General features: G+C 68.7%; 13 protein-coding genes, 1 rRNA gene and 1 pseudogene. 5 read left to right on the forward strand and 10 right to left on the reverse strand.

What is annotated here, in order from left to right:
• Positions 1-171: 171 nt before the first annotated feature.
• The 4 genes from OG303_RS15355 to thyX form a co-directional block, all read right to left on the reverse strand.
• Positions 172-1,699, reverse strand: a 16S ribosomal RNA gene (locus tag OG303_RS15355).
• Positions 1,700-2,206: 507 nt separating this feature from the next.
• Complete coding sequence (locus OG303_RS15360; protein ID WP_405868876.1) at positions 2,207-3,892, reverse strand: ribonuclease J; 1,686 nt, start codon at positions 3,890-3,892, stop codon at positions 2,207-2,209.
• A 127-nt stretch (positions 3,893-4,019) separates the two neighbouring features.
• Complete coding sequence (gene dapA, locus OG303_RS15365) at positions 4,020-4,919, reverse strand: 4-hydroxy-tetrahydrodipicolinate synthase (RefSeq protein ID WP_405868878.1); 900 nt, start codon at positions 4,917-4,919, stop codon at positions 4,020-4,022.
• Positions 4,920-5,130: 211 nt separating this feature from the next.
• Positions 5,131-5,871, reverse strand: coding sequence for an FAD-dependent thymidylate synthase (thyX, locus tag OG303_RS15370; protein WP_405868880.1), 741 nt, complete (start codon positions 5,869-5,871; stop codon positions 5,131-5,133).
• A 175-nt stretch (positions 5,872-6,046) separates the two neighbouring features.
• Between thyX and OG303_RS15375 the strand changes: the two genes are divergently transcribed.
• Positions 6,047-6,283, forward strand: coding sequence for a hypothetical protein (locus OG303_RS15375; RefSeq protein WP_405868882.1), 237 nt, complete (start codon positions 6,047-6,049; stop codon positions 6,281-6,283).
• A gap of 91 nt (positions 6,284-6,374) precedes the next feature.
• Positions 6,375-6,929: a hypothetical protein gene (locus OG303_RS15380; RefSeq protein ID WP_405868883.1), complete on the forward strand. Its 555-nt coding sequence runs from the start codon at positions 6,375-6,377 to the stop codon at positions 6,927-6,929.
• A gap of 82 nt (positions 6,930-7,011) precedes the next feature.
• On the opposite strand, the gene OG303_RS15385 is transcribed toward OG303_RS15380, so the two are convergent.
• From OG303_RS15385 to rpsO, 5 genes are all read right to left on the reverse strand, one after another.
• Positions 7,012-7,464 carry a hypothetical protein gene (locus OG303_RS15385; RefSeq protein ID WP_405868885.1) on the reverse strand — a complete coding sequence of 151 codons (453 nt, stop codon included), beginning with the start codon at positions 7,462-7,464 and terminating at the stop codon, positions 7,012-7,014.
• 8 nt (positions 7,465-7,472) lie between these two features.
• Entirely contained in the window at positions 7,473-8,225 is a 753-nt protein-coding gene (gene dapB / locus OG303_RS15390) for a 4-hydroxy-tetrahydrodipicolinate reductase (RefSeq protein WP_405868887.1), read from the reverse strand.
• A gap of 48 nt (positions 8,226-8,273) precedes the next feature.
• Positions 8,274-9,653, reverse strand: a complete 1,380-nt coding sequence (locus tag OG303_RS15395; RefSeq protein WP_405868889.1) for a M16 family metallopeptidase — start codon at positions 9,651-9,653, stop codon at positions 8,274-8,276.
• Positions 9,650-11,866 (reverse strand): polyribonucleotide nucleotidyltransferase, encoded by a 2,217-nt coding sequence (locus OG303_RS15400; protein ID WP_405868891.1) that lies wholly within the window; start codon positions 11,864-11,866, stop codon positions 9,650-9,652. Before OG303_RS15400 ends, OG303_RS15395 begins: the two co-directional genes overlap by 4 nt.
• A gap of 280 nt (positions 11,867-12,146) precedes the next feature.
• A complete protein-coding gene (gene rpsO, locus OG303_RS15405) occupies positions 12,147-12,434 on the reverse strand; it encodes a 30S ribosomal protein S15 (RefSeq protein ID WP_037741887.1) in 288 nt (95 codons plus the stop codon).
• A gap of 266 nt (positions 12,435-12,700) precedes the next feature.
• Here rpsO and OG303_RS15410 point away from each other — a divergent pair, with 266 nt between their 5' ends.
• Entirely contained in the window at positions 12,701-12,997 is a 297-nt protein-coding gene (locus tag OG303_RS15410; protein ID WP_405868893.1) for a DUF397 domain-containing protein, read from the forward strand.
• 76 nt (positions 12,998-13,073) lie between these two features.
• On the opposite strand, the gene OG303_RS15415 is transcribed toward OG303_RS15410, so the two are convergent.
• The gene (locus OG303_RS15415; RefSeq protein WP_405868895.1) at positions 13,074-14,624 is read right to left on the reverse strand and encodes a PQQ-binding-like beta-propeller repeat protein; all 1,551 of its coding nucleotides are present in this window, start codon (positions 14,622-14,624) and stop codon (positions 13,074-13,076) included.
• A gap of 416 nt (positions 14,625-15,040) precedes the next feature.
• Between OG303_RS15415 and OG303_RS15420 the strand changes: the two are divergent.
• Both OG303_RS15420 and OG303_RS15425 read left to right on the forward strand, forming a co-directional pair.
• A pseudogene (locus OG303_RS15420) lies at positions 15,041-15,169 on the forward strand (SCO5717 family growth-regulating ATPase); the annotation flags it as partial.
• A 468-nt stretch (positions 15,170-15,637) separates the two neighbouring features.
• Complete coding sequence (locus tag OG303_RS15425) at positions 15,638-18,859, forward strand: AAA family ATPase (protein WP_405877277.1); 3,222 nt, start codon at positions 15,638-15,640, stop codon at positions 18,857-18,859.
• Positions 18,860-18,946: the final 87 nt, after the last annotated feature.

The following is an 18,946-nucleotide window of genomic DNA, read 5'->3' on the forward strand; positions in this document are numbered from 1 at the left end:
CCGCCCGGAGATCATGCGTTCCACGCTCCGAAGAGCAGTACTTGCAAGCCTCCGACCCGAGACCCAGGCCGAATAATCAACGTTCCACCCATGAGCAACCAGCATCGGACGTACGCCGATGTACTGGCCTCTGACCTCACCCCGTGGGGATCGGTAAGAAGTGCTCCTTAGAAAGGAGGTGATCCAGCCGCACCTTCCGGTACGGCTACCTTGTTACGACTTCGTCCCAATCGCCAGTCCCACCTTCGACAGCTCCCTCCCCACAAGGGGGTTGGGCCACCGGCTTCGGGTGTTACCGACTTTCGTGACGTGACGGGCGGTGTGTACAAGGCCCGGGAACGTATTCACCGCAGCAATGCTGATCTGCGATTACTAGCAACTCCGACTTCATGGGGTCGAGTTGCAGACCCCAATCCGAACTGAGACCGGCTTTTTGAGATTCGCTCCACCTCACGGTATCGCAGCTCATTGTACCGGCCATTGTAGCACGTGTGCAGCCCAAGACATAAGGGGCATGATGACTTGACGTCGTCCCCACCTTCCTCCGAGTTGACCCCGGCGGTCTCCTGTGAGTCCCCATCACCCCGAAGGGCATGCTGGCAACACAGAACAAGGGTTGCGCTCGTTGCGGGACTTAACCCAACATCTCACGACACGAGCTGACGACAGCCATGCACCACCTGTACACCGACCACAAGGGGGGCACTATCTCTAATGCTTTCCGGTGTATGTCAAGCCTTGGTAAGGTTCTTCGCGTTGCGTCGAATTAAGCCACATGCTCCGCTGCTTGTGCGGGCCCCCGTCAATTCCTTTGAGTTTTAGCCTTGCGGCCGTACTCCCCAGGCGGGGAACTTAATGCGTTAGCTGCGGCACCGACGACGTGGAATGTCGCCAACACCTAGTTCCCACCGTTTACGGCGTGGACTACCAGGGTATCTAATCCTGTTCGCTCCCCACGCTTTCGCTCCTCAGCGTCAGTAATGGCCCAGAGATCCGCCTTCGCCACCGGTGTTCCTCCTGATATCTGCGCATTTCACCGCTACACCAGGAATTCCGATCTCCCCTACCACACTCTAGCTAGCCCGTATCGAATGCAGACCCGGGGTTAAGCCCCGGGCTTTCACACCCGACGTGACAAGCCGCCTACGAGCTCTTTACGCCCAATAATTCCGGACAACGCTTGCGCCCTACGTATTACCGCGGCTGCTGGCACGTAGTTAGCCGGCGCTTCTTCTGCAGGTACCGTCACTTGCGCTTCTTCCCTGCTGAAAGAGGTTTACAACCCGAAGGCCGTCATCCCTCACGCGGCGTCGCTGCATCAGGCTTGCGCCCATTGTGCAATATTCCCCACTGCTGCCTCCCGTAGGAGTCTGGGCCGTGTCTCAGTCCCAGTGTGGCCGGTCGCCCTCTCAGGCCGGCTACCCGTCGTCGCCTTGGTGAGCCATTACCTCACCAACAAGCTGATAGGCCGCGGGCTCATCCTTCACCGCCGGAGCTTTCAACCCCTACCCATGCGAGCAGGAGTGCTATCCGGTATTAGACCCCGTTTCCAGGGCTTGTCCCAGAGTGAAGGGCAGATTGCCCACGTGTTACTCACCCGTTCGCCACTAATCCCCACCGAAGTGGTTCATCGTTCGACTTGCATGTGTTAAGCACGCCGCCAGCGTTCGTCCTGAGCCAGGATCAAACTCTCCGTGAATGTTTACCCGTAATCGGGTCGACACCACGAGAGCGGAACAACCACCGGAATAAGGCGGTCGTTCACAGCGTCCTCGCTGTGTTTTGTTTCAAAGGAACCTCGCCCCCACCGGATATCCGGCAGGAGACGGGGTATCAACATATCTGGCGTTGATTTTTGGCACGCTGTTGAGTTCTCAAGGAACGGACGCTTCCTTTGTACTCACCCTCTCGGGCTTTCCTCCGGGCGCTTCCCTTCGATCTTGCGTTTCCGACTCTATCAGACCGTTTCCCGATCCGATTTCCTCGGCGCTTTCCAGGTTCCCGCTTTCGCGTTTCTCTTTCCGGCGGCTCCGACTTTATCAGAGATTCTGAGTCGGATTTCCCGGCCCGATCGGGGACTGGTTCCGGCACACGAAGTGCCCGCGTTCCCGTTCAGGCGGAGCCGTAAACGTACTGGAGCGGGGCGCCTCGATGCAAATCGAGGCGCCCCGCTCCACGTTGACGCGTACGAGGAGTCGTACGCCGGTCAGACCTCGACCACGACAGGGAGGATCATCGGCCTGCGCCGATACCTGTCGGAGACCCACTTGCCGAGCGTGCGGCGGATGAGTTGCTGCAGCTGGTGCGGCTCCACCACCCCGTCCTGGGCCGAGCGTTCGAGTACCTCCGTGATCTTCGGGATCACGTCGCCGAAGGCAGAGTCCTCGATGCCCGAGCCGCGGGCCTGGATGTGCGGCCCACCCGTGATCTTGCCGGTGGACGAGTCCACCACCAGGAAGACGGAGATGATGCCCTCATCGCCGAGGATCTTGCGGTCCTTCAGTGCGGGCTCGCCGACGTCGCCGACCGAGAGCCCGTCGACGTAGACGTAACCCGCCTGGACCTTGCCCGAGATCTTGGCCTTGCCCTCGACGAGGTCGACGACCACGCCGTCCTCGGCGATGACGATGCGGTCGTGCGGGACGCCGGTCATGGCGCCCAGTTCGGCGTTGGCCCGCAGATGGCGCCATTCGCCGTGAACCGGCATCAGGTTCTTCGGGCGGCAGATGTTGTAGAAGTACAGGAGCTCGCCGGCCGACGCGTGGCCCGAGACGTGCACCTTGGCGTTGCCCTTGTGGACGACGTTCGCTCCCCAGCGGGTCAGGCCGTTGATCACGCGGTAGACCGCGTTCTCGTTGCCGGGGATCAGCGACGAGGCCAGGATCACCGTGTCGCCGTCGACGATGCGGATCTGGTGGTCCCGGTTGGCCATGCGGGACAGGGCCGCCATGGGCTCGCCCTGCGAACCCGTGCAGACCAGCACGACCTCGCTGTCGGGCAGGTCGTCCAGTGTCTTCACGTCGACGACCAGGCCCGGCGGGACCTTCAGGTAGCCGAGGTCCCGCGCGATGCCCATGTTGCGGACCATTGAGCGGCCGACGAAGGCGACCCGGCGGCCGTACTCGTGGGCCGCGTCCAGGATCTGCTGGATGCGGTGGACGTGGCTGGCGAAGCTCGCCACGATGATCCGCTTGCTGGCGCTGCCGAAGACCTGGCGCAGGACGTTCGAGATGTCGCGCTCGGGCGGGACGAAGCCCGGCACCTCAGCGTTCGTCGAGTCGGCGAGGAGCAGGTCGATGCCTTCCTCGCTGAGCCGTGCGAACGCGTGGAGGTCCGTGAGGCGACCGTCCAGCGGGAGCTGGTCCATCTTGAAGTCGCCCGTGTGGACCACCATTCCCGCAGGGGTGCGGATGGCGACCGCCAGGGCGTCCGGGATGGAGTGGTTGACCGCGACGAACTCGCAGTCGAAGGGGCCGACGCGTTCGCGGTTCCCCTCCGCCACCTCGAGGGTGTACGGGCGGATGCGGTGCTCCTGGAGCTTCGCCTCGATGAGGGCGAGGGTCAGCTTGGAGCCGATCAGCGGGATGTCCGGCTTCTCGCGCAGGAGGTAGGGGACGCCACCGATGTGGTCCTCGTGGCCGTGCGTGAGCACGATGCCCTCGATGTCGTCGAGGCGGTCCCTGACGGACGAGAAGTCCGGCAGGATCAGGTCGATTCCGGGCTGCTCCTCCTCCGGGAAGAGCACGCCGCAGTCGACGATCAGAAGACGGCCGCCGTACTCGAAGACCGTCATGTTTCGGCCGATTTCCCCGAGGCCGCCGAGCGGGGTGACCCGCAGGCCACCTTCGGGGAGCGGCGGGGGCGAACCGAGTTCAGGATGCGGATGACTCAAAAGACTCTCCTCACCACACGCGCCACGTACCGGTGGGCACGTGGCGCGCGTGACGTTCGTGCATGAGCAGTTGTCGTTGTGGGGTGCGGGCACCGGTGGCCCGCGTATTCAGTTGTGAAGTCTGGTGTCAGAGCTGTACCCCGCCGGCGGCAAGATCGATCTTGAGCTGGGCGATCTCCTCGGGCGAGCACTCGACCATGGGTGCGCGCAGGGGACCCGCGGGCAGGCCCTGGAGGGCGAGGGCGGCCTTCGTCGTCATGACGCCCTGGGTGCGGAACATGCCCGTGTAGACCGGGAGCAGCTTCTGGTGGATCTCGGTGGCCTTCTGGACGTCGCCGGAGACGAACGCCTCGACGAGGGCGCGCAGGTCCGGAGTGACCACGTGACCGACGACCGACACGAAGCCGACCGCGCCCACGGAGAGCAGCGGCAGGTTCAGCATGTCGTCGCCGGAGTACCAGGCGAGGCCGGAGCGGGCGATGGCCCAGCTGGCGCGGCCGAGGTCGCCCTTGGCGTCCTTGTTCGCGACGATGCGCGGGTGCTCGGCGAGCCGGACGAGTGTCTCGGTGCTGATCGGGACGCCGCTGCGGCCGGGGATGTCGTAGAGCATGACGGGCAGTTCGGCCGCGTCGGCGATGGCCGTGAAGTGCCGGTACAGGCCCTCCTGCGGGGGCTTGTTGTAGTACGGCGTCACGACCAGGAGGCCGTGGGCGCCCACCTTTTCGGCGGCCTGGGCCAGTTCGATGCTGTGGTGGGTGTCGTTCGTGCCGACGCCGGCCACGACGTGGGCGCGGTCGCCGACCGCCTCCAGTACGGCTCGTACGAGATCCGATTTCTCCGCGTTGCTGGTGGTGGGGGACTCACCGGTGGTGCCGTTGATGATCAGGCCGTCGTTGCCTGCGTCCACCAGGTGGGTGGCGAGCCGCTGTGCGCCGTCGAGGTCGAGTGCGCCGTCCGCCGTGAAGGGCGTGACCATGGCGGTGAGGACCCTCCCGAAGGGGGTCTGCGGAGTGGAGGTCGGAGCCATGGGTAACACGCTACTCGCTGCTCAATGCGTGGTCTGCCCTTGGGGTGCGGGATAAGTCCGGACAAATGCGGAGCCCGGTACTGCCTGCTCGGGGGTTCAAGCAGTACCGGGTCCGTTTGATCAGGCTAGATGAACTTCTCCAAATGTCGCAATACGGACACTTCGCCAGGCTGACCCGTACATCTGTGCTCTGTTGGGGAACAGGGATGCGCTACGGCGCCACACGGCCGTTCGCGTTGAAGGCGGCGTACGTGAGCGGCATGAGCCTGGCCCACTCGGCCTCCATCTTCTCGCCGACCATCTCGATCTCCCGCTGCGGGAAGGACGGGACCGTCGCCAGTTCGTGCTGTGTGCGCAGGCCGAGGAAGTGCATCAGCGAGCGGGCGTTGCAGGTGGCGTACATGGACGAGAAAAGGCCGACCGGGAGCACCGCGCGGGCGACCTCGCGGGCGACGCCCTGGGCGAGCATCTGCTGATAGGTGCGGTACGCCTGGCGGTACGACTCCTCCATGGCGTGACCCACGAGCTCGTGCTGCTCCGGGGTGCCCTCGACGAACACGTACTTGCCAGGGCGGCCCTGCTGGACGAGCTTGCGGTCGGTGCCGGGGACGTAGAAGGCCGGCTGCAGCTCCCGGTAGCGGCCGGACTCCTCGTTGTACGACCAGCCGACGCGGTGCCTCATGAACTCGCGGAAGACGAAGATCGGAGCGCTGATGAAGAAGGTCATCGAGTTGTGCTCGAACGGGCTGCCGTGCCGGTCCCGCATGAGGTAGTTGATCAGGCCCTTCGAACGCTCCGGGTCCTTGTTCAACTCGTCCAGGGACTGCTCTCCGACGGTCGACACTCTGGCGGCGAACAGCACGTCGGAATCGGCCGCGCTGTGTTTGACCAGTTCCACGGTGACATCGCTGCGCAGGTCGATCTTGAAATCGTCGTCGGGGGTGGAAGTCACGGTTCGGCGGGTCCTTCCCATCTCGTCTCTTGGCGACGCCACTCTACGGCCCGCCAAACGGGACGTTCACTGTCGTGACCGAAGGAAGTCGGTGAAACCGGGCACCTTTTGGGGCATTCGCTCGTCTGTGTTGATGACAGTGATTCGTTCGACCCCGTAGGGAGATGCACCCCCGATGTTCCGCCGGCGTGAGCCCGTCCCGTTCGCCTTCCTCGCCGAAGCCGACAGGTTCCGCAGCAATGTCACTCCGCCCGCCCGTGAGCGGGCGTCCATCGGTCAGATAGCCGGGCGCTGGCTGCTCGGACTCACCCTCGTCGCCGGGCTCGTGGGCTCGCTGGTCCTCGGCATGCCGGCGCTGTCCACGGACACCGCCACACCGGCTCAGCAGTCACAGGCCTCCCAGGGGCACTGACTCCATCCGGCCCCCCAAGGGTGGTGAGCAGGAACGCAGGCGGATAGCCTCACCGGGCACAGCCCACGCATGGATTGAGTGAGGACCAGCCGTGCCCCTGCCCTTCCTGACGGCCGACCGCGCTTTCGAGGCAGCCGACGATGTCGCGTTGCCGTTCGACGACCGCGACCGCTGGCGGCGTCCCTACCGTCCGGGGCCGTGGCGCGTGGGCATGGCGGCGCTCTGGCTGCTGCTCGCCTCGTTCGTGCTGTTCGCGGCGGTCATCATCGCGTTCACCGCTTCGGCGTCCGAGGCCGGCGTGGTCTTCGGCATCGCCCTGGCCGCCATCGCGTGCGCCCTGCGGCTGTTGCGCGTGGGCGCGTGGGTGAGTGCGCGCGGGCTGCGCCAGGTGGGCTTCTTCAGCACGCGTACGACCCCCTGGGAGGGGATCCTCGCCGTGCAGACGGTGCAGCAGCCGGTGCGCTGGCTCGGGCTGCCGCGCACCGTGCAGGGGCAGGCACTGGTCCTTGTGCGCAAGGACCGTGCCGGGCAGGACGCGCCGGTGCTGCTGACCACGCACAACGCCGACTTCCTCGCGCGGGAAGGGTCGTTCGACCGGGCGGCCGACACGATCGAGGCATGGGCTGCGGAGAACAGGCGCGGCTGACCCGACATACGTACGAAGGGGCCGGTCCGCGGTGAGTGCGGGCCGGCCCCTTCGGCGTACGGCTGTGGTGCGGGCGCCGGCTTCAGGCCTCGACCGTTCGGCCGTCGTGCAGGGCGATGGCGCGTTGCATGGCCTTGCGGGCACGTGGGGTGTCGCGGGCGTCGTGGTAGGCGACGGCGAGGCGGAACCAGCTGCGCCAGTCGTCGGGAGCCGCCTCCGTCTCGGCCTTGCGCTTGGCGAACACCTCGTCGGCCGAGTCGCGGTCGATACGGCCGCCGGGTGTGCGCTTCAACTCGTCGACGGGCAGGCCGCCTTCGGCGTCGAGTTCGGCGGCGAGGGCGTTGGCCCTGCGGACGAACTGGGTGTTCTTCCACAGGAACCACAGGCCGATGACCGGCAGGATCAGCACCGCCACGCCGAAGGTGACGGTCAGGAGCGTGCCGGACTGGATGAGCATGACGCCGCGGCTGCCGACCAGGACGAAGTAGAAGACCAGGACGGCGGCCGTTATGGCATAGGTGAGCTTGGCTCGCATGGCGGGTGTCAGCCCAGGTCCAGGAAGTGTTCCAGGCCGAAGGTCAGGCCGGGGGTCGTCACCACACGGCGGGCGCCGAGCAGGATGCCCGGCATGAAGCTGCTGTGGTGGAGCGAGTCGTGCCGGACGGTCAGGGTCTCGCCCTCGCCGCCGAGCAGGACCTCCTGGTGGGCGAGCAGGCCGCGCAGACGGATCGCGTGCACCGGGATCCCGTCGACACTGGCGCCGCGCGCACCGTCCAGGGCCGTCACCGTGGCGTCCGGCGCAGGGGCCGAGCCCGCCTTGGCACGGGCCTCGGCGATGAGCTGGGCCGTGCGCGTCGCCGTACCGCTCGGGGCGTCCACCTTGTTGGGGTGATGCAGCTCGACGACCTCGACGGACTCGAAGTAGGGCGCGGCGATCTGCGCGAACTTCATGGTCAGGACGGCGCCGATGGAGAAGTTCGGGGCGATGAGGACGCCGGTCTCCGGGGACTCGGCGAGCAGGCCCTTCAGCTGCGCGAGGCGGTCGTCGGTCCAGCCGGTGGTGCCGACGACCGCGTGGATGCCGTGACGCACGCAGTACTCGAGGTTCTCCATCACCGAGGCGGGCGTGGTCAGTTCGACCACGACCTGGGCGCCGGTCTCGGCGAGCGTCTCCAGCTTGTCGCCCCGACCGAGGGCGGCCACCAGCTCCATGTCCTCGGCCGCCTCGACGGCCCGTACCGCCTCGGAACCGATCCGGCCCTTGGCACCGAGGACCGCCACGCGCAGCTTGCTCATCTTCTTGCTTCCTTACCGGAGTTCCGGGGTCTGGGAGTTCCGAGTCGATTAGGCGACGGCCTCGTGCAGACGGGACGCCTGCTTGTCCTTGAGCGGGCCGATGACCGACAGCGAGGGCCGCTGTCCCAGGATCTCGCGGGCGACCGCACGCACGTCGTCCGGGGTGACCGACGCGATCCGGACCAGCAGGTCGTCGACCGACATCTGCTCGCCCCAGCACAGCTCGCTCTTGCCGATACGGTTCATCAGCGCGCCGGTGTCCTCGAGGCCCAGGACCGTGGAGCCCCGGAGCTGGCCGATGGCACGGCCGATCTCGTCGTCGGACAGGCCGTGCTCGGCGACGTGGTCGAGCTCGTCGCGGCAGATCTTCAGCACGTCGTGGACCTGCGAGGGCCGGCATCCGGCGTACACACCGAAGAGGCCGCAGTCGGCGAAGCCGGAGGTGTACGAGTACACGCTGTAGGCCAGGCCGCGCTTCTCTCGGACCTCCTGGAACAGGCGGGACGACATGCCGCCGCCGAGCGCCGTGTTCAGCACTCCGAGGGCCCAGCGGCGGTCGTCCGTGCGGGCGAGGCCCGGCATGCCGAGGACGACGTGGGCCTGTTCGGTCTTGCGGCCGAGCAGTTCGACGCGGCCCGAGGCGCGGATCGTGCGGCTGCCGTCGCGCGGGGCGATGGGGGCCGCCTCGGCGTTCTTGAAGGCGCCCGCCTTCTCGAAGGCGGCACGGACCTGTCGTACGACCTTGTTGTGGTCGATGTTGCCGGCGGCCGCCACGACCAGGTGGGTCGGGTCGTAGTGCTTCTTGTAGAAGCGGCGGATGCGGTCGGCGGTCAGGGCGTTGACCGTGTCGACCGTGCCGAGGACCGGGCGGCCGAGGGCGTTGTCGCCGAACATCGTGTGCGCGAACAGGTCGTGCACGCAGTCGCCCGGGTCGTCCTCGGTCATGGCGATCTCTTCGAGGATCGCGCCGCGCTCGACGTTGACGTCGTCTTCGAGGATGAGGGACCCCGTCAGCATGTCGCAGACGACGTCGATGGCGAGCGGCAGGTCGGCGTCGAGCACGCGCGCGTAGTAGCACGTGTACTCCTTCGCCGTGAACGCGTTCATCTCGCCGCCGACCGCGTCGAGGGCGGAGGAGATGTCCAGCGCGCTACGGCGTGAGGTGCCCTTGAAGAGCAGGTGCTCCAGGTAGTGCGTGGCGCCGTTCAGAGACGGCGTCTCGTCGCGGGAGCCGACGTGCGCCCAGATGCCGAAGGTCGCGGAGCGCACCGAGGGCAGGGTCTCGGTGACGATGCGCAGGCCGCCCGGGAGGGTGGTCTTGCGGACCGTGCCGATGCCGTTCTCGCCCTTGATGAGGGTTTGGGTACGGGCGACGGCCCGCGCCTCCGAGGAGGTGCGGGCCGTCGCCTTGAAGCCACGGGGCGTCACTTGTCGCCGTCGTCCTTCTTGTCGTCGTTCTCTTCGCCCTCGATGACCGGGATCAGGGAGAGCTTGCCGCGGGAGTCGATCTCGGCGATCTCGACCTGGACCTTCTGGCCCACACCGACGACGTCCTCGACGTTCTCCACGCGCTTGCCGCCGGCGAGCTTGCGGATCTGCGAGATGTGCAGCAGACCGTCCTTGCCCGGGAGCAGCGACACGAACGCACCGAAGGTCGTCGTCTTCACGACGGTGCCCAGGTAGCGCTCGCCGACCTCCGGCATGGTCGGGTTGGCGATGCCGTTGATCGTGGCGCGGGCGGCCTCGGCCTGCGAGCCCTGGGCGGCACCGATGTAGATGGTGCCGTCGTCCTCGATCGTGATGTCGGCGCCGGTGTCCTCCTGGATCTGGTTGATCATCTTGCCCTTCGGGCCGATGACCTCGCCGATCTTGTCCACGGGGATCTTGACGGTGATGATCCGCGGGGCGTTGGGGGACATCTCGTCCGGCGTGTCGATCGCTTCCATCATCACGTCGAGGATGTGGAGGCGGGCGTCACGGGCCTGCTTGAGAGCGGCGGCCAGGACGGAGGCCGGGATGCCGTCCAGCTTGGTGTCGAGCTGGAGGGCGGTCACGAACTCCTTGGTGCCGGCGACCTTGAAGTCCATGTCGCCGAAGGCGTCCTCCGCACCGAGGATGTCGGTGAGGGTGACGTAGTGCGTCTCGCCCTCGATCTCCTGGGAGATCAGGCCCATGGCGATACCGGCGACGGGGGCCTTCAGCGGCACACCGGCGTTCAGCAGCGACATGGTGGAGGCGCAGACCGAGCCCATGGACGTCGAGCCGTTGGAGCTCAGCGCCTCGGAGACCTGGCGGATCGCGTAGGGGAACTCCTCGCGCGTCGGCAGGACCGGGACCAGGGCGCGCTCGGCGAGGGCGCCGTGGCCGATCTCGCGGCGCTTGGGGGAGCCGACGCGGCCGGTCTCGCCGGTGGAGTACGGCGGGAAGTTGTAGTTGTGCATGTAGCGCTTGCGGGTCACCGGGGAGAGGGTGTCCAGCTGCTGCTCCATGCGGAGCATGTTGAGGGTGGTGACGCCCAGGATCTGGGTCTCGCCACGCTCGAACACCGCGGAGCCGTGCACGCGCGGGATGGCCTCGACCTCGGCGGCCAGGGTGCGGATGTCGGTGACACCGCGGCCGTCGATGCGCTTCTTCTCCTTGATGACGCGCTCACGGACCAGGGACTTGGTCAGCGAGCGGTACGCGGCGGAGATCTCCTTCTCGCGGCCCTCGAACTCCGGCAGGAGCTTCTCGGCGGCGAGCGCCTTGACGCGGTCCAGCTCGGCCTCGCGCTCCTGCTTGCCGGCGATGGTCAGCGCGGAGGCGAGCTCCGGGCGGACGGCGGCGGTGAGCGCCTCCAGGATGTCGTCCTGGTGGTCGAGGAAGATCGGGAACTCGCCGGTCGGCTTGGCGGCCTTCGACGCGAGGTCGGCCTGGGCCTTGCAGAGCACCTTGATGAAGGGCTTCGCGGCTTCCAGACCGGCGGCGACGACCTCCTCGGTCGGCGCCTCGGCGCCGCCCTTGACCAGCTGGATGGTCTTGTCGGTGGCCTCGGCCTCGACCATCATGATCGCGACGTCGCCGTCCTCCAGGGTGCGGCCCGCGACGACCATGTCGAAGACGGCGTCCTCGAGCTCGGAGTGCGTCGGGAAGGCCACCCACTGGCCGTTGATCAGCGCGACGCGGACGCCGCCGATCGGGCCGGAGAAGGGCAGACCGGCCAGCTGCGTGGACGCGGAGGCGGCGTTGATCGCCACGACGTCGTACAGGTGGTCGGGGTTGAGCGCCATGATCGTCGCGACGACCTGGATCTCGTTGCGCAGGCCCTTCTTGAAGGACGGGCGCAGCGGACGGTCGATGAGGCGACAGGTGAGGATGGCGTCCTCGGAGGGACGGCCCTCACGACGGAAGAAGCTGCCGGGGATCTTGCCGGCGGCGTACATCCGCTCCTCGACGTCCACCGTGAGGGGGAAGAAGTCGAGCTGGTCCTTGGGGTTCTTGGAGGCGGTGGTGGCCGACAGCACCATGGTGTCGTCGTCCAGGTACGCCACGGCGGAGCCGGCGGCCTGCTTGGCCAGGCGGCCCGTCTCGAAGCGGATGGTGCGGGTGCCGAAGGAACCGTTGTCGATAACGGCCTCGGCGTAGTGGGTCTCGTTCTCCACTAGCGTTTTCTCCGATACTTTTCGTCTTTTGTCCCGATCCGCCCGTGTGGCGGGGGGACGTGGCGCGGAGAAGCGCTCCATCTGGTGCGGGCCGGTCTTCGATCGAAGCACCCGGGGTTCGCATTGCCCGGGGGCCACTACCGAGGACCGGCGGCGGCGAGGTGCACTTCTCCTCGTGGTATTGCGTTGTGCTACCACACTACAAAGGGGCAGTGACACTCCGCACGTACAGCAAAGGGAGCGGCCCCCTCAGTGTGGGAACCGCTCCCTTCACGGCGTCTTACTTGGCGCCCGCCGCACCGCGGCGGATGCCCAGGCGGTCGACCAGCGCACGGAAGCGCTGGATGTCCTTCTTCGCCAGGTACTGCAGGAGGCGACGGCGCTGACCGACCAGGATCAGCAGACCACGACGGGAGTGGTGGTCGTGCTTGTGGGTCTTGAGGTGCTCGGTCAGGTCCGAGATCCGGCGCGAGAGCATGGCGACCTGGACCTCGGGGGAGCCGGTGTCGCCCTCCTTCTGGCCGAACTCGCTGATGATCTGCTTCTTCGTAGCGGCGTCGAGCGACACGCGTACTCCTCGTGGTCTTGAGTGGCCTCCGAGTGCCCCTGGTCCACTTCTCAGGGGAGCTTCCGTGACTCGGGAGGCGGGGATCCGCTGGGCGCGGCCTCCAGAGCGGTGTGCTCCGGGGGTGCGTACACAAACGGCCGTCAGCCAGGGTACCAGGCAGTCAGGGGCCTTCTCGCCAGGTCCGGAAACCGCGGAGGCGGCGCGAGGGCGGCCACTAGGGTGAGCGCACAGATCGTTTGCGTACGTCGGGAAGGGGTCGCTGCGGCATGGCGGAGACGGAAGAGGAGATCAAGGCGCGCAAGGAGCGGGAGCGGGACGAGCTCTACGCCCTCGACATCTCCGGCGTCGAGTGGCAGAGCGCGCCCGGCACCGAGGAGCACGAGGAGCGGGTGGAGATCGCCTACCTTCCCGCCGGAGCCGTGGCCATGCGGTCCTCGCTCGACCCGGACACCGTGCTGCGCTACACCGAGGCGGAATGGCGAGCCTTCGTACTGGGCGCGCGCGACGGGGAGTTCGACCTGGAGCCGGCGCCGCACAACGGGGGGCCGACGGCGGACGCGTAGGCCTTCGTACGACGGGGTGGGGTTCGGCCGGTGGACCGGCGAACCCCACCCCGTCGTCGTATGTGCACGGCCGCGGCTACTTCGCCGCGATGCTCTCGATACCCAGGACGAGATACACCCACCTGGGCCGACCCTTGGCGGGGCCGTCGACCTTCTTGACGCCGAGGAAGACCCGCCCGTCCTGGACGAGGATGTCGTTGTACTCCGTCATCGTCATCAGCTCGGCCTCCTGCGGCAGGTCGAAGTAGGTGTACGGGGTCTCCCTGCCCGTCCTCGGGTCCAGGCCGACCAGTGCCGAGGGCGTGATGTGGTCGTCGGTCTCGCGCAGGGCGAGGAGCTCGTCGCCGCTCATCCGCACCGGATACAGCAGTGAGCCGGGGCCGGAGTCGAACTTCTTCGTGGTGTTCCCGGTCGCCAGGTCGAAGCCGATGATCCAGTTGGAGTTGGCCTTCTCCCCCGACTCCTTGCTGCGCAGGAAGACCTGGCCGTCGCCGACGGTGATGGTCGGGCAGTCGTCGGCGGTGAGGTAGTCGTCGTAGGAGCACTCGCCGACGTAGGTGCCGTTCTGCAGGCGGATCACGGCGCGGATCTTGCCCTTGGCGTCGAGGGAGAGCATCTCGGAGATGCCGATCTCGCCGGCCTGGACGGCCAGGACGGGCGGCTCGGCGGACGGGATGTCGAGGTCGTGGATGCCCTTCGCGGCGGAGTAGGTCCACAGCACCCGGCCCGACTCGGGGTTCACCTTGCGCGCCTTGTAGGTGATGGCGTCCGTCGAGCCGAGGGGGGCGTCGTGGTGCCAGCACTCCTGGCGGACGAGCAGCGCGCCTCCGCCGGAGGCGCCCATGTCCTGGCAGGAGCCGGTCGATGTCGTACGCCACAGGCGGTCGCCCGTGTCCATGCCGTACGCGTCGGTGCCGCCGCCCCAGGTCACGACGACCGTGCCGTGCGTCAGGGTCACGCTCGGGGTGTCCTGGGTGGCGCCGCTCGTCGCGAGGCCTTCGGCATCCCCCGCCTTGGAGTAGGGGAAGTCGGTCTCCCAGATCTCGTGGCCGTCGTCGAGGTCGAAGAAGGCCACGTGGTTGCAGTAGGCACCGTCGCGGTCGTTGGCCCGGAAGAGGACGGCCGTACGGTTCTCGTTGGTCACATGGCGCGTGTAGCCGCAGATCGGGCCGTCGAGGGGGAGCTTCCACTTCTCGTCGCCTGGGGAGGCGTCGGTGCCGATGGTCAGGCCGATGACGGTCTTGTTGATGCCCTTGGCGAGGATCTTGTCCGTGGCCCACATGCCGGGCATCTCGTAGTGCTCGCCCGGGCTCAGGTCGTCCACGGAGAAGCGGAAGGCCATTTTGCCGGTGGTGTTCGCGGGCTGCTTCTCGACGGTCTCCCGGACGTCGAGCCGCCCCTGACCGGTGGCGGCCGGCCTGCCCGACGCCTTCGCACCGGCACCACCGCCCCACAGGAGCCAGCCGCCGGTGCCCACCGCCGCGACGAGAACGACCACGAGCGGAACCAGCAGCCACTTCCGGCGGCGCCTCTTCTGGTGGGTCTCCGCGGTCAGGGCGGACTGGGTGTACATCGAAGGGGGCGGGCCGAAGCTCACGCTGGGGTCCTTTTTCTGCGAAGTGGTCACGGAGGCGCACCTACTATGCCGGGCGTCTTGATCACCCACGCGACCGGGTGATGTCCGCCGCCGTCATGGTCCTTACGGGGTACGGCAGTTCGGGGGCTCTCCGCGACTGCTTCTCTTCACGTTCTGCGCAGCGGGTTCACGAATATCGCCCGGTTTGTTCACCAATACGTCGGCCGTGTACGGCACTTCCGGGCCGGTTGTGACGCAGTGGTCAGGCGCTCAGGGGTGGACGGGCCTGCCAGGGGGAGGCTTCTGGTGATTAGGCTGGGACAAGGCGCGTCGCCAGACCCATGGACCAGGGAGCGGCGCCCCAGGGGGAAAGCCGGTGGAATCGGACGACCTCGGAACGACACAGGACGACAAGCAATGGTCGCCCCAGCACGGTATGAGGGTGCTCGACCACACCAGGAGGAATTGTGAGCAGCGATCGGGACGGGATCCGCGGGGGCTGGGCCACACCCGGCGATGACCAGCCCGACGCGGAGTCCGCCATCGAGACGACGGGCGAGTTCACCATCGACTACGCGCCGCCCGCTTGGTACACGCAGAACGCGTCGGAGGGCGCGGGCGGTGGCGGCGGTGCGGGTGGCGGACCCGGAGCAGGTGGCGGATCCGGTGGGCCAGGTGCGGCCGGGTCCGGTCCTACGGCGTCCGGAGCGGCCGGTGCGCCGGGGGCGGCCGGTGCCGGTCCGGGCGGTCCCGCGGCCGCCCCGGGGGCGCCCTCTGCCACCGGATCTCCCTCGGACTTCTCGATTTCCTCGCTGCCCGGGCTGACTCCGCCGGCTCACTCGATTCCGAAGCCTCCCGCGTCCGGCGGCCCGGCCTCCACTCCGGCGCCGGCTCCGGGGGCTCCGTTCACGCCCCCTCCGCCTGCTCCGGCGCCCGGGGCTCCCTTCACGCCCCCTGCGGCGACGCCCGCGCCGGGGGCCCCTTTTACGCCGCCGGCTCCCGCACCGGGCGCGCCGTACACGCCGCCTACGCCGCCCGCCCCGCCGAGTGGCGCTCCGGGAGCGGTGCCCAGGCTTCCAGTGGGGAGCGGATTCGAGCCTCAGCCGACCGGGGATGCCTCGTCACCGACGGCTGTGCCGAACATTCCTGCTGGTGGGTTCCAGTCGCAGTGGGGGGCTCCGACTGCTCCGGTGACTCCCCCGGCTCCGGTTTCTGCGGATTCGGCTGATTCGGCTGATTCTTCGGGGGCTTCGGGGGCTACGGATTCCTCTGCTTCCTTTGCTCCCGCTGCTTCCTCTCCTTCGCCGGCTTCTTCTGCGTCTTCGGCTTCCTCCGCTTCCGCGGCCTCTGAGGACGAGTCCGGGAACGGTGATCTGGAGAGCGGCGCCACCATGCGGTTCTCCTCGGTGGCCCTGAAGCGGGAGATCGCCGAGCGTGCCGCTGCGGCCGAGGCCGGACCGGAGTTGGCGAACGAGGACGACGCGCAGAGCGCGGAGAACCCGGCTTCCGACGAGACCGACGGATCCATCGACGCGGTTGCCACGGACGAGGGCGCGGAGGTCGACACCGCAGCCGAGGCCGAGGGCGACGACGTCGAGGGGACGGACACCTCCGCGGACGCGGAGACCGACACCGCGGAGGAGCCGGACGAGTCGGACGAGGAGTCCGGCTCGGCCGACGTGGTCGAACTCCGGGACTTCTCCGGGTCCTTGGAGGCAAACGACGCCGACTCCGCTGCGGAAGCGGAGCCTTCGGCGGATGAGTCCGAGGAGGACGCCGGTTCGTACGAGACGGACGAGGCGGCTCCGGCCGACGCCGAGGCAGACGCGGAGGCCGAGCCCGAGGACGCCGCTCTTCAGGACGACGCGCCCTCCGCGGACGCCGAGCCCTCGGATGCGGTGATCGAGGACGCAGTGCGTGAGGACGCGGTACGTGAGGACGCCGAGCCCTCCGACGCCGTAGCCGTGGACGCCGTTTCTCAGGACAGCGAGCCCCAGGACGCCGTTCCGAGCACAGCCGACGCCCCGCAGGACGCGGCGCCCGCGTGGGCTCCCCCGCCGGCGCCGCAGGGTGGGCTGCCGCCTCTGCCGCCGTCGTACCAGCCCGCCGCGCCCGCGCCGGCGGCCCAGTGGCCCGTACAGCCGCAGCCGCAGCAGCCGGACCCGGCGGCGCCCGCGCAGCCGCAGCCCGCGGCCGCACAGGGCCAGCCGCCCGTGCCCCCGCAGCAGCCGCACTTCCAGCCGCAGGCCCCGCAGCCCGCCCCCGCGGCCTGGAACCAGCCGAACCCGGCCCCTGCCCCGGCGGCACCGCAGCCGCCCCCCGGCTTCCCCCAGCCCGGCACCCCGGCCCCCGCGGCCCCGAGCACCCAGCCGGAGTCCGCCCCCGTGGCGTCGCAGGCGGGTTACGGCTTCCCGCAGGCCCCTGCCCCTGCGCCCAACGCGCAGGCCGGCTACGGCTTCCCGCACCCCGGCGGCGCCCCGGCCCCCGCGCCGAACACACCCGGCGGCTACGGCTTCCCGCCCAATACCGCCCCCAACCCCCCGGCCCAGCCCGGCGGTTACGGCTTCCCCCAGCCCCCCGCACCGCAGGCCCAGCCGCAGCCCGGCGTACCGCCGCAGCCGCAGCCCCACGCGCAGGCACCCCAGCAGCCCGCCCCGCCTGCCCCGAACGCACCCGGCGGCTACGGCTTCCCGCACCCCGGCGCCCCCGCCCCGGGCACCCCGCACGCCCAGCCCGCCCCCAACCCCCCGGCCCAGCCCGGCGGTTACGGCTTCCCGCAGCCCGGCATGCCCCAGCAGGGACAGCCCCAGCAGCCCAACGCGCAAGCGCCGCAAGCGCCGCAGCAGCCGCAAGCCCCCCAGCAGCCCGTCGACCCCCGCGCCGGGGCCGCCTGGCCGCAGCCCATGCAGCACGACCAGCGGCAGATGACCAACCCCGGTGCCGCGCCGCTGGGTTACACCGCTGCCGTGGAGCTGTCCTCCGACCGGCTGCTCAACAACAAGAAGCAGAAGGCCAAGAGCGGGCGGCCCGCGGCCGCGCCGAGTCGGTTCAAGATCGGTGGGAAGAAGGAGGAGGCCGAGCGGAACCGCAAGCTCGAGCTGATCCGGACGCCCGTGCTGTCCTGCTACCGGATCGCGGTCATCAGCCTCAAGGGCGGCGTCGGCAAGACCACGACCACCACCGCCCTGGGCGCCACGCTCGCCACCGAGCGGCAGGACAAGATCCTCGCGATCGACGCCAACCCGGACGCCGGCACGCTCGGCCGCCGGGTGCGCCGCGAGACCGGGGCGACCATCCGTGACCTCGTCCAGGCGATCCCGTACCTCAACTCGTACATGGACATCCGGCGGTTCACGTCCCAGGCGCCGTCCGGCCTGGAGATCATCGCCAACGACGTCGACCCGGCCGTGTCCACGACCTTCAACGACGAGGACTACCGGCGGGCGATCGACGTGCTCGGCAAGCAGTACCCGGTCATCCTGACCGACTCCGGCACCGGTCTGCTCTACAGCGCCATGCGCGGTGTGCTCGACCTCGCCGACCAGCTCATCATCGTCTCGACGCCGTCGGTGGACGGTGCGAGCAGTGCCAGTACGACGCTGGACTGGCTGTCCGCGCACGGGTACGCCGATCTCGTCTCGCGGTCCCTCACCGTCATCTCGGGTGTGCGTGAGACCGGCAAGATGATCAAGGTGGAGGACATCGTCAGCCACTTCGAGACGCGGTGCCGCGGCGTCGTGGTCGTGCCCTTCGACGAGCACCTGGCCGCCGGCGCCGAGGTCGACCTCGACATGATGCGGCCGAAGGTCCGGGAGGCGTACTTCAACCTCTCGGCGATGATCGCGGAGGACTTCGTACGGCACCAGCAGATGCACGGTCTGTGGACCAGCGACGGCAACCCGCCGCCGGTCGCCGCCCCGCCGATGCCGGGCCAGCAGTACGCCCCCGGTCAGCCCATGCCGGGGCAGCCGATGCCCGGGCAGCAGGTCCCCGGTCAGCCCCCGGTTCCGGGACAGCCGGGCCCGTACCCGCAGGCACCCCAGCCGCCCCAGCCCGGCCAGCCGTACCCGCAGCCGGGTCAGCCCTACGCCCAGCCGGGCCAGCCGCCTGCCCAGCCGGGGCAGCCGTATCCGCAGGCCCAGGCCCCGGCTCAACCCGGGCAGCCCTACCCGCAGCCGGGTCAGCCGTACCCGCCGCAGCCCGGTCAGCAGGGACACCCGGGTTACGGCTACCCGCAGCAGCCGGACGGGCAGACTCCGCCCCCTCCCCCGCCGCCGCAGCAGTAGCCCGTGAACAACGAAGGGCGGCCGGTACCCGAGGTACCGGCCGCCCTTCGGCGTCGTAAGCGGCAGAGAACAGCAGCGAACGGCAGA

The organism is Streptomyces sp. NBC_00005, from assembly GCF_045160215.1.
Lineage (GTDB): Bacteria > Actinomycetota > Actinomycetes > Streptomycetales > Streptomycetaceae > Streptomyces.

Coding starts and splice junctions, on each gene's coding strand:
- dapA (WP_405868878.1), bottom strand. CDS start 4,919: ATGGCTCCGACCTCCACTCCGCAGACCCCCTTCGGGAGGGTCCTCACC.
- OG303_RS15375 (WP_405868882.1), top strand. CDS start 6,047: ATGTTCCGCCGGCGTGAGCCCGTCCCGTTCGCCTTCCTCGCCGAAGCC.
- OG303_RS15385 (WP_405868885.1), bottom strand. CDS start 7,464: ATGCGAGCCAAGCTCACCTATGCCATAACGGCCGCCGTCCTGGTCTTC.
- dapB (WP_405868887.1), bottom strand. CDS start 8,225: ATGAGCAAGCTGCGCGTGGCGGTCCTCGGTGCCAAGGGCCGGATCGGT.
- OG303_RS15410 (WP_405868893.1), top strand. CDS start 12,701: ATGGCGGAGACGGAAGAGGAGATCAAGGCGCGCAAGGAGCGGGAGCGG.